The 9,900-nt window shown below is 73.5% G+C and carries 11 protein-coding genes; 2 read left to right on the top strand and 9 right to left on the bottom strand.

The features are described 5' to 3' along the window. Positions 1 to 261: 261 nt before the first annotated feature. Complete coding sequence (locus tag O4U47_RS26715) at positions 262 to 1,173, bottom strand: LysR family transcriptional regulator (protein WP_270680742.1); 912 nt, start codon at positions 1,171 to 1,173, stop codon at positions 262 to 264. 74 nt (positions 1,174 to 1,247) lie between these two features. Between O4U47_RS26715 and O4U47_RS26710 the strand changes: the two genes are divergently transcribed. Beyond that, the gene (locus O4U47_RS26710) at positions 1,248 to 1,439 is read left to right on the top strand and encodes a hypothetical protein (protein ID WP_270680741.1); all 192 of its coding nucleotides are present in this window, start codon (positions 1,248 to 1,250) and stop codon (positions 1,437 to 1,439) included. Between the two features lie 153 nt (positions 1,440 to 1,592). Next, on the top strand, positions 1,593 to 2,357 hold the full coding sequence (locus O4U47_RS26705; RefSeq protein WP_270680740.1) for an IclR family transcriptional regulator: 765 nt from the start codon (positions 1,593 to 1,595) through the stop codon (positions 2,355 to 2,357). Positions 2,358 to 2,476: 119 nt separating this feature from the next. On the opposite strand, the gene O4U47_RS26700 is transcribed toward O4U47_RS26705, so the two are convergent. The 8 genes from O4U47_RS26700 to rapZ form a co-directional block, all read right to left on the bottom strand. Then, positions 2,477 to 2,875 (bottom strand): RNA polymerase-binding protein RbpA, encoded by a 399-nt coding sequence (locus tag O4U47_RS26700; RefSeq protein WP_270680739.1) that lies wholly within the window; start codon positions 2,873 to 2,875, stop codon positions 2,477 to 2,479. A gap of 87 nt (positions 2,876 to 2,962) precedes the next feature. Beyond that, positions 2,963 to 3,199 (bottom strand): preprotein translocase subunit SecG, encoded by a 237-nt coding sequence (gene secG, locus O4U47_RS26695; protein ID WP_270680738.1) that lies wholly within the window; start codon positions 3,197 to 3,199, stop codon positions 2,963 to 2,965. Between the two features lie 249 nt (positions 3,200 to 3,448). Beyond that, positions 3,449 to 4,231 carry a triose-phosphate isomerase gene (tpiA, locus tag O4U47_RS26690; RefSeq protein WP_270680737.1) on the bottom strand — a complete coding sequence of 261 codons (783 nt, stop codon included), beginning with the start codon at positions 4,229 to 4,231 and terminating at the stop codon, positions 3,449 to 3,451. Positions 4,232 to 4,245: 14 nt separating this feature from the next. Continuing rightward, positions 4,246 to 5,433 (bottom strand): phosphoglycerate kinase, encoded by a 1,188-nt coding sequence (locus O4U47_RS26685; RefSeq protein WP_270680736.1) that lies wholly within the window; start codon positions 5,431 to 5,433, stop codon positions 4,246 to 4,248. 84 nt (positions 5,434 to 5,517) lie between these two features. Beyond that, positions 5,518 to 6,522 (bottom strand): type I glyceraldehyde-3-phosphate dehydrogenase, encoded by a 1,005-nt coding sequence (gene gap, locus O4U47_RS26680; RefSeq protein WP_270680735.1) that lies wholly within the window; start codon positions 6,520 to 6,522, stop codon positions 5,518 to 5,520. 234 nt (positions 6,523 to 6,756) lie between these two features. Next, entirely contained in the window at positions 6,757 to 7,737 is a 981-nt protein-coding gene (gene whiA / locus O4U47_RS26675; protein WP_270680734.1) for a DNA-binding protein WhiA, read from the bottom strand. Between the two features lie 40 nt (positions 7,738 to 7,777). Further along, positions 7,778 to 8,767, bottom strand: a complete 990-nt coding sequence (locus O4U47_RS26670; protein ID WP_270680746.1) for a gluconeogenesis factor YvcK family protein — start codon at positions 8,765 to 8,767, stop codon at positions 7,778 to 7,780. A 248-nt stretch (positions 8,768 to 9,015) separates the two neighbouring features. Next, positions 9,016 to 9,900 carry an RNase adapter RapZ gene (gene rapZ / locus O4U47_RS26665; protein WP_026123652.1) on the bottom strand — a complete coding sequence of 295 codons (885 nt, stop codon included), beginning with the start codon at positions 9,898 to 9,900 and terminating at the stop codon, positions 9,016 to 9,018.

Genomic DNA, 9,900 nt, shown 5'->3' with positions numbered 1-9,900 from the left:
CACCCGGCAGCCGACAACCCACCAGGTAGGGGCGCCGACCTGCCTCGTCGCCGCCATCTACCTCACACCCCGGAAACCCGCCGCCCGGCCAGGGCCCGGAGCGGGGTACCCGCTGGTCCCGTCGTCGCCGCCATCCACCCGGCACCCCGGAAACCCGCCGCCCGGCCGGGGTCCGTCAGCGGGGAACCAGCCCAGCCGCCCGCCCACCCGCACCGCGAGCAGCCCTCCACCCGGCAAGCAGGCCCGGGGAACCCCTCCTGGTCAGACGCCGAGGTCGGCGGCCACCTCTTCCAGGAGTCGGCGGCCCTGGGAGACGGCCGGGCGTTCCGCTGCTCCCCGGCGCACGACAGTGAAGACGCTCCGGTAGGGGGCCGACGCGCCCTCCAGGCGGACCCGGACCACCCCGCCGTCCTCGGGCAGGGAGAGCATCCGCGGCCCCAGCGTCACCCCCAGCCCCGAGCCGACCAGCGCCAGAACCCCCGTCCAGTCCGACACCCGGTGCGCATAGTGCGGCGTGAACCCCGCCGCCGAGCAGGCCGACTGCACGATCCACGCCTGGTGGCACTCGTCCTTGGAGGCGATCCACTCCTCCCCCGCCGCCTCGTCCAGGCGCACCTGTGCACGCCCCTGGAGCGGGTGGCCGGCCGGGACGAACAGGTCCAGGGGCTCGCGCAGCAGCGGGCGCTGGTCGAAGCGGCGGTCGTCGGCCGGTGGACCGTCCGGCGGCGGGACCGCCACGGCGATGTCGGCACGCCCTGCCAGCAGCGCCTCGTAGGCCGGTGTCCCGTCGACCTCGCCGATCTCGACCGAGAGCCGGGGCGCCCGCGCCCGCAGCCGGGCGGCCACCGGGGCCGCCAGCGCGGACACCGCCGTCGGGTAGGCGACGATGCGCAGCACACCGGTCCGCCCCTCGGCGTGCGCGGCCAGATCGGTCAGCGCCCGCTCCCAGCGCTCCTCCATGGCGTCGGCGTGCTCCAGCAGCACCTGCCCTTCGGAGGTGAGCCGGATCCCGCGCCCCTGCGGGACGAGCAGTTCCACGCCCAGGTCCCGGCCGAGGGCACGGACCTGCTGGGACACGGCGGACGGGGTGAGGTGCATGGCGTCGGCGGCGGCGGTGACCGTGCCGTGGTCGGCGACGGCTCTCAGGACGCGCAGCCTGCGGACATCGATCATGTAGACGATGCTACACGTTTTCCTTCACAAAGTTGAGATGGACCTGAAGTATGCCCGGCGCCCACACTGGACCCATGGACATCGAAACCGCGCCCCGGACCGATCCCGACCTGGCCCGCTGCCCCGGCTGCGGGCGCCCCGACGGCACCGACGAGCAGGTGGTCTCGCGCCACCGCGTGTCCTTCGGGACCGTCGCCTACACCCGCTGCGCCTGCGGCCGCCTCAGCGTCCGCACCGAACGCGCCGACGTCTTCCTGGTCAGGTGAACCATGGCCGCACCGCGCACTGACGGCGCCGCCCCGAAGAGGCCGGCGCGCCTCCCGCGATCGCGCCGCCCGGCGGGCCGCCTGCGGCCGGGGACCGGGCGCCGGTGGAGGCGACGGGCCGCGACCCCAGGCTGACATGCGACAATGCGGTGCATGTCGCATGTACCGGCCGCCACCCGGGCCCTGCGGATGCTGCGGCACCTGGCCGGGCGCTCCGGGCCGGTGTCGGCCTCGGCCCTCGCCTCCGAGCTGGGGCTGCCGCGGTCGAGCGCCTACCAGCTCCTCGAAGCCCTCGCCGAAGAGGGCTTCGTCGTCCACCTGCCCGAGGAGCAGCGGTGGGGCCTGGGCGTGGCCGCCTTCGAGATCGGTTCGGCGTACCTGCGCCACGACCCCTTGGAGCGGCTCGCCCGCCCCCTGCTCTCCCGCCTGTGCGAGGAGACCGGCGCCACCGCCCACCTGGGCATCCTGCACGGCCGCGACACCCTCTACCTGCTCAAGGAGCAGCCCCCGCACGCCCCCACCCTCATCACCGGCGTGGGCGTCCGCCTGCCCGCCCACCTGACCGCCTCCGGACGCGCCCTGCTGGCGCACCTGCCGCGCGCGCAGGTGCGGGCCCTCTACCCGGGCGCCGCGTCCTTCGTCGACCGCACCGGCCGCGGCCCCGCCGCCCCCGGCGAGCTGCGCGAGGTCCTGGCCGCCGAGCGGCGCCAGGGCTACTCGCTCGAGGAGGGCCAGGTCACCGACGGCTTCTCCTCGGTGGCGGCCGCCGCCTTCGACCACAACGCCGCCCCGGCCGCCTCGATCAGCCTCACCGTGCCCTCCGAGCGGCCCGTCACCCCCACCGCCCTGGCCTCGCGCGCCCGCGACGCGGCCGCCGAGCTGACCCGGCGCCTGGGCGGAAGGACTCCGACAGGCTGAGCCTGGGCAGGAGGGCCGCCCCGGGGCGGGAAGGAACGACGAAGGACGGGGACCCCGCGTGGGATCCCCGTCCTCGTGTCGTCATCAGGCTCCCGCGCGCCCTGCGCGCGGGCCCGGCCTCAGCGCCCGGCCTTGGCCTTCGCCTTCGCCTTGGCGTTGGCCTCCATCTCGGCGCGGATCTCGGCGCGCTCCGCGCGGAGCTTGGCCAGGGCCTCGTCCAGGATCGCCTTGCCGTCCTCCTCGCTGCGGCGCTCCTTCACGTAGGCCAGGTGCGTCTTGTAGGGCTCGGTCCGCGGCGGCGACGGCGGGTTCTCCGGGTCCTTCCCTGCGGGGAACCCGCAGCGGGGGCAGTCCCACTCCTCGGGGACGGCGGCCTCGTTCGAGAAGCTCGGCACGACCTCGTGCTTGTTGGCGCAGTAGAACGGGACCCGGATGCGCGGCGCGGACTCGCCGCGCTCGGCCTCGCCCATCGGGCCGGCGCCCACGCGGCTGCCACGGATGGCGCTGCCACTACCCACGGAACTCTCCTTCGGCGGACACGCCCCGCCGAAGGCGGGGCGGAGTTGAGACGGTCGCGCGCCCGGGGGCGGGCGCGGCGCAAGTGTTCAGGCGCCCCGGTTGATGAGCAGGCCGAGGGCGACGATCGCGATGATCCAGACCAGGGCCGTCACGACGGTGATCCGGTCCAGATTGCGCTCCACCACCGACGAGCCGCCGAGGGAGGAGGTGACGCCGCCCCCGAAGAGGTCGGACAGACCGCCGCCCTTGCCCTTGTGCAGGAGCACCATGAGGACCAGCAGCACGCTGCAGAGCATCACGAGGATGGACAGACCGAGGATCACACGCTCACCCGTATCTCGACCCCGACGTGGGGAATTGACGACCTTGGGTCCCGAGACCCGCACGCTCGCCGCTCGGCTGGGACGCCGGGGTGACCGGCGGCCCGGCGGAGGAGGGACCGGGGACAGTATCTGGAATTCTAACGCGAACGCGGGGCGCGCGTACGCCAGGAGGCGGAGCCTCCGGGGAAGTGTAGCGCGCCCCGCACTCCGGGCGTCACGGGGTGTGGGCACCCGGCGACGCCCGCGGGGTCACTTGCCCAGCCGCACGAGCTTGGCGAAGTCGTCGGCCTTCAGGCTCGCGCCGCCCACCAGGGCGCCGTCGATGTCGGCCATGTCCATGATCCCGGCGATGTTGTCGGGCTTGACCGACCCGCCGTAGAGCACCCGCGTCTTGGCGGCGGTGGCCTCGTCGTACAGCTCGGCGAGGGTGGAGCGGACCGCGGCCCCGCACACCTCCTGGGCGTCGTCGGGGGTGGCGACCTCGCCGGTGCCGATGGCCCACACCGGCTCGTAGGCCACGACCAGGCGCTCGACCTGCTCGGCGGTGAGCCCGTCGACGGCCTTGCGCACCTGGTCGGCGGTGTGCGCGACGTGGTTCGCGGCCTTGCGGACCTCCAGCCCCTCGCCCACGCACAGGATCGGGGTGATGCCGTGCGCGAACGCCGCCTTCACCTTGGCGTTGACCAGGGCGTCGTCCTCGGCGTGGTACTCACGGCGCTCGGAGTGCCCGGCCAGCACGTAGGAGCAGCCCAGCTTGGCGAGCATGGAACCGGACACCTCGCCGGTGTAGGCCCCCTTCTCGTGCCGGGACAGGTCCTGGGCGCCGTAGCCGATGCTGAGCTTGTCGCCGTCCACGAGGGTCTGCACGCTGCGCAGGTCGGTGAAGGGCGGGAGGACGACCACCTCGGCGCGGTCGTAGTCCGCGGCGTCGAGGGCGAAGGCCAGCTTCTGCACCAGCGCGATCGCCTCGAGGTGGTTGTTGTTCATCTTCCAGTTGCCGGCGAGGAGCGGCTTGCGCTCGGGCTGTGCCATGTGGGTGGTTCCTCTCAGTCCTGAAGGGCCTCGATGCCCGGAAGGTCCTTGCCCTCCAGGTACTCCAGGCTGGCGCCGCCGCCGGTGGAGATGTGGCCGAAGCCCGCCTCGTCGAATCCGAGGGCGCGCACGGCCGCGGCCGAGTCGCCGCCGCCGACGACGGTGAGGGCGGACGCGTCGGTGAGCGCCCGCGCCAGCGCGCGGGTGCCGTGGGAGTAGGGTTCCATCTCGAACACGCCCATGGGCCCGTTCCAGAAGACGGTGCGGCTGTCGCGGACCTTCTCCCCGAACAGGTCCGCGCTGCGCGGCCCGATGTCCAGGCCCATCCGGTCGGCGGGGATGGCCTCGACCGGAACGGGGCCGTGCGGGGCGTCGGCCGAGAAGGACCCGGCGGCGACCACGTCGACCGGGAGGACGATCTCCACGCCGCGCTCCTCCGCCTCGCGCAGGTACCCGGCGACGGTGTCGACCTGGTCGGCCTCCAGCAGGCTGGACCCGACCTCGTACCCCTTGGCCTTGAGGAAGGTGTAGGCCATGCCGCCGCCGATGACCAGGCGGTCGGCGGTGCCCAGCAGGTTGGCGATGACGCCGAGCTTGTCGGAGACCTTGGCGCCGCCGAGCACGACGGTGTAGGGGCGCTGCGGGTCCTCGGTGAGCCGCCGCAGCACCTGCACCTCGGCCAGCACCAGCCCGCCGACCGCGTGCGGCAGCCGCTGCGGCAGGTCGTAGACGCTGGCGTGCTTGCGGTGCACGGCGCCGAAGCCGTCGCCCACGTACAGGTCGGCCAGTGCGGCCAGGCGGTCGGCGAACTCGCCGCGCTCGCCGTCGTCCTTGCTGGTCTCGCCGGGCTCGAAGCGCAGGTTCTCCAGCAGCGCAACGCCGCCGTCGGCCAGGCCTGCGACGGTGGCGCGGGCCGAGTCGCCCGCGGTGTCCTCGGCGAAGGCGACCGGGGCGCCCAGCAGCTCGCCGAGGCGCTCGGCGACGGGGCGCAGCGTGAATTCGGGGTCCGGGGCGCCCTTGGGGCGGCCCAGGTGGGCGGCGACGACCACCCGGGCGCCGCGGCCGCGCAGCTTCTCGATGGTGGGCAGGGCGGCGCGGATCCGGCCGTCGTCGGTGATGCGCCCGCCGTCGAGGGGGACGTTCAGGTCGGACCGGACGAACACCCGCTTGCCCGCGACGTCGAGGTCGTCGATCGTCCGCATGCTCTTCTCCGTTGTCGGATTCATGGGTGGGTGGAACAGGGCGGGCGGCGCGCCCCGTGGGGAGCGCGCCGCCCGGATGAGCCCTTAAAGGCCGGTGCCGACCAGCTTGGCGGCGTCGACGAGGCGGTTGGAGTAGCCCCACTCGTTGTCGTACCAGCCCACGATCTTGACCGTGTTGCCGAAGGCCATGGTGAGCGCGGAGTCGAAGGTGCAGGAGGGCGAGGTGCCGACGATGTCGGAGGAGACGATCGGGTCGGCGGTGTAGCGCAGCACGTTCTTCAGCGGGCCGTCGGCGGCGGCCTTGAACGCGGCGTTGACCTCCTCGGCGGTGACGTCCCGCTCCAGCTCGACGACCAGGTCGGTGACGGAGCCGTCCGGCACCGGGACGCGCATGGCCATGCCGTCCAGCTTGCCCTTGAGCTCGGGCAGCACCAGGGCGGTGGCCTTGGCGGCGCCGGTGCTGGTCGGGATGATGTTGGTGCCCGCGGCGCGGGCCCGGCGCAGGTCCTTGTGCGGGAAGTCCAGGAGGACCTGGTCGTTGGTGTAGGCGTGGACCGTCGTCATCAGGCCCTTCTCGATCCCGAAGGAGTCGAGCAGGACCTTGGCCATCGGCGCCACGCAGTTGGTGGTGCACGAGGCGTTGGAGATGACGTGGTGCTTCGCCGGGTCGTACTGGTCGTCGTTGACGCCCATGACCACGGTCATGTCCTCGCCCTTGGCCGGGGCGGAGACGATGACCTTCTTCGCACCTGCCTGGATGTGCTTCTTGGCGTCCTCGGCGTTGGTGAAGCGGCCGGTGGACTCGATGACGACGTCGACGCCGAGGTCGCCCCAGGGCAGCTGGGCCGGGTCGCGCTGCTCCAGCGTCTTGATCGTCGTGTTGCCGACCCGGATGGAGTCCTCGGCGACCTCGACGTCGCCGTCCAGGGTGCCCAGCACCGAGTCGTACTTGAGCAGGTGCGCCAGGGTGGCGTTGTCGGTGAGGTCGTTCACCGCGACGATCTCGACCTCGCTGCCGGCGGCCTGGGCGGCGCGCCAGAAGTTGCGGCCGATCCGACCGAAACCGTTCACGCCTACACGGATGGTCACGGTAACCAGTCTCCTCACGTAATTCGCGCGGGCGGATAGTGCGCCGGGGGGTGGGTCTTCGCGGCTCGAGCCTATCGCCCCGCCGCGGCGCCGGGCCCAGTGTGGCACCGCTCAGGACCAGAGGCCTAGACCATTTTCAGAAGTTTTCGCAGGCCGCTCGCCCCTCACAAACGCGAACACCCGCACCCGGGGTGACCGGGAAGAATTCTGATTCCTTCACACCGATTCACACGCTCAGGGGACCAGCATGTCGGGGGTCAGGTTGGCGTCGGTGCCGGGGATACCAAGGTCACACGCGCGCTTGTCGGCCATGGCCAGCAGGCGCCGGATCCGCCCGGCGATGGCGTCCTTGGTCAGCGGGGGCGCGGACAGCTGGCCCAGCTCCTCCAGCGAGGCCTGCTTGTGCGCCAGCCGCAGCCGCCCGGCCGCCACCAGGTGGTCGGGGGCCTCCTCGCCGAGGATCTCCAGCGCCCGCTCCACCCGCGCGCCCGCGGCCACCGCCGCGCGGGCGCTGCGCCGCAGGTTGGCGTCGTCGAAGTTGGCCAGCCGGTTGGCGGTGGCCCGCACCTCGCGGCGCATGCGCCGCTCCTCCCAGGCCAGCACGCTCTGGTGGGCCCCCAGCAGGGTGAGCAGCGCCCCGATGGAGTCGCCGTCGCGCACCACCACCCGGTCCACACCGCGCACCTCGCGCGCCTTGGCGTGCACTTTGAGCCGCCGGGCCGCCCCCACCAGGGCCAGCGCCGCCTCCGGCCCCGGGCAGGTGACCTCCAGCGACATCGACCGCCCCGGCTCGGTCAGCGACCCGTGCGCGATGAACGCCCCCCGCCACGCCGACTCGGCGTCGCACGCGCCCCCGGCCACCACGTGCCGCGGCAGCCCGCGCACCGGGCGGCCGTTGTTGTCGATCAGGCCGGTCTGCCGGGCCAGGCTCTCGCCGTCCTTGATCACCCGCACCACGTAGCGGTTGCCCTTGCGCAGCCCGCTGGGGGCCAGCACCACCACCTCGGACTCGTGGCCGAAGACCTCGGAGATGTCCTTGCGCAACCGGCGGGCGGCCGCCCCGGTGTCCAGTTCGGCCTCGATCACGATCCGCCCGCCAACCAGGTGCAGCCCCCCGGTGAAGCGCAGGATCGTGGAGACCTCGGCCTTGCGGCAGCACGGTTTGAGCACCGACAGCCGGCTCAGTTCGTCCTTGACCACGCCGGTCATCGCCATGGATGCGGTCCTCCCCCTGGAACTCGTCTACCCTGGCAGACTACTGGTCCGCGCCCCGGAACACCCGGTCGAACACGGCCGCCAGGCGGTCCGGGTCGTGCCGGGGAGTGCCGTCGCCGACCGCCACGTCGCCGAGGACGAGCTCGCCGCCCAGCCGCGCCGCCGCCTCCCGCAGCGGTCCGGCGTCCTGCACCACCGACCGGTCGGCCAGCACCACGTCCACCCCCAGCTCGGGGGCGTGCTCCTCGAGCACCTTCAGGTAGGTCTCGGGCCGGAACCCGTCGGTCTCGCCCCGCTGCGGGGACAGGTTGAGCGCCACCACCCGCCGCGCCTCGGTGTCGACCAGCGCCCGCGCCAGGTCCGGCACCAGCAGGTGCGGCAGCACGCTGGTGAACCACGACCCCGGGCCGAAGACGACCCAGTCGGCCTCGTGCACCGCCTTGACCGCCTGCGGGGAGGCCGGGGGCGCCTCGGGCAGCAGGGAGATCGAGCGCACCCGCCCGCCGGTGCTGGCGCAGGCCACCTGGCCGCGCACGGTCACCACCTCGCCGGGGCGGGCCGGGTCGGCCCCCTCCACTTCGGCGGCGATGTCCAGCGGCACCGAGGACATCGGCAGCACCCGGCCGTGCGCCCCGAGCAGCTGGCCCACCCAGTCCAGCCCGGCCACCGAGTCGCCCAGCAGCTCCCACAGCGCCACGATCAGCAGGTTGCCCACGGCGTGCCCGTGCAGCTCCCCCTCGCTGCGGAACCGGTGCTGGACCACCTCGCTCCAGGTGTGGCCCCACTCGTCGTCGCCGCACAGCGCCGCCAGCGCCATCCGCAGGTCGCCCGGGGGCAGCACCCCCAGTTCGCGGCGGAGCCGCCCGCTCGATCCGCCGTCGTCGGCGACGGTGACCACAGCGGTCAGATCGGTGGTCACCCGCCGCAGCGCCTGCAGGGACGCCGACAGCCCGTGCCCGCCGCCCAGCGCCACCACCCGGGGCGGCGGCCCGTCGTCGTCGGGCGGACCGGTCCGCGCGCCTGCTCCCATGTTCGTCACCGGCCCAATGTTGACATCCTCTCCCGCCTTAAGGACGGGAGACTCCAGCCGACGGACCGTGTCCGCCGCCGGCGGTTGACGCTTCATCGCCCGGGCGCCCCGAAGGCTCCACGTCCTGACAGGGCCTGCCCGGCCCCGTGGCCCTTGGTTATCGGGCCGACACGAGAATATAGCGCACCCCGCGTTCGCGCAGGGGCGCGCGATCCGGCGCCCCCGCCGCCCGCGCCCGCGCGCACGGGCTACTCGCGGCCGACGTCGCGGTGCACGACGTGGACCTCCACGCCCTCCTCGCCGAGGATCTCGCCGAACCGCTCGGCCATGGCCACGCTGCGGTGCTTGCCGCCGGTGCATCCCACCGCGAGGGTCATGTAGTGCTTGCCCTCGCGCCGGTAGCCCTCGATCAGCAGGCGCAGCACCTCGGTGTAGGCGTCCAGCATCTCCTTGGCGCCGCCCTGCGCCAGCACGTACTCGCGGACCGGCCCGTCGCGGCCGTTGAGCGGGCGCAGCTCGGGAACCCAGTGCGGGTTGGGCAGGAAGCGGCAGTCCAGCACCAGGTCGGCGTCGACCGGCAGGCCGTGCTTGAAACCGAACGAGACCACGTTGGCGCGCGGCTTGGCCTCCTCGGCCTCGCCGAAGAACCCGATCACCTTGGCCTTGAGCTGGTGCACGTTGCTCTGCGAGGTGTCGATCACCAGGTCGGCCTCGCCTCTGATGGCGCGCAGGGTCTCCCGCTCCCGGGCGATGCCGTCGGTGAGCCGCCCCTCGCCCTGCAGCGGGTGCGGGCGGCGCACGCTCTCGAACCGGCGCACCAGCGCCTCGTCGCTCGCCTCCAGGAACACCACCCGGGCGGCGATACCGCGCGAGCGCAGCGCCTCCACCGTGGACAGCAGGTCCTCGGTGAAGGCCATGGAGCGGACGTCCACCACGGCCGCCACCCGGGGCACGGCGCCGCGGGTGCGCCCGGCCAGCTCGATCATGGTGGGCAGCAGTCCGGGCGGCAGGTTGTCCACCACGAACCAGTCCAGGTCCTCCAGGGCCCGGGCGGCGGTGCTGCGCCCCGCCCCGGACATGCCGGTGACGATCACGATCTCCGGCGGCAGCTCCGCACTGAGTCCCTCCGCCAT

Origin of the sequence: Nocardiopsis suaedae (assembly GCF_027706745.1) — a bacterium.
GTDB classification, from domain to species: domain Bacteria; phylum Actinomycetota; class Actinomycetes; order Streptosporangiales; family Streptosporangiaceae; genus Nocardiopsis_A; species Nocardiopsis_A suaedae.
Note: the sequence above shows the minus strand (reverse complement) of the source record. Positions and strands in the feature narration are given on the sequence as shown.

Excerpts from the sequence above, each read along its gene's own strand:
- O4U47_RS26715 (WP_270680742.1), bottom strand. The coding sequence starts at position 1,173 with ATGATCGATGTCCGCAGGCTGCGCGTCCTGAGAGCCGTCGCCGACCAC.
- O4U47_RS26710 (WP_270680741.1), top strand. The coding sequence starts at position 1,248 with ATGGACATCGAAACCGCGCCCCGGACCGATCCCGACCTGGCCCGCTGC.
- O4U47_RS26705 (WP_270680740.1), top strand. The coding sequence starts at position 1,593 with ATGTCGCATGTACCGGCCGCCACCCGGGCCCTGCGGATGCTGCGGCAC.
- tpiA (WP_270680737.1), bottom strand. The coding sequence starts at position 4,231 with ATGGCACAGCCCGAGCGCAAGCCGCTCCTCGCCGGCAACTGGAAGATG.
- O4U47_RS26685 (WP_270680736.1), bottom strand. The coding sequence starts at position 5,433 with ATGCGGACGATCGACGACCTCGACGTCGCGGGCAAGCGGGTGTTCGTC.
- whiA (WP_270680734.1), bottom strand. The coding sequence starts at position 7,737 with ATGGCGATGACCGGCGTGGTCAAGGACGAACTGAGCCGGCTGTCGGTG.
- O4U47_RS26670 (WP_270680746.1), bottom strand. The coding sequence starts at position 8,767 with ATGGGAGCAGGCGCGCGGACCGGTCCGCCCGACGACGACGGGCCGCCG.
- rapZ (WP_026123652.1), bottom strand. The coding sequence starts at position 9,900 with ATGGCGGAGGGACTCAGTGCGGAGCTGCCGCCGGAGATCGTGATCGTC.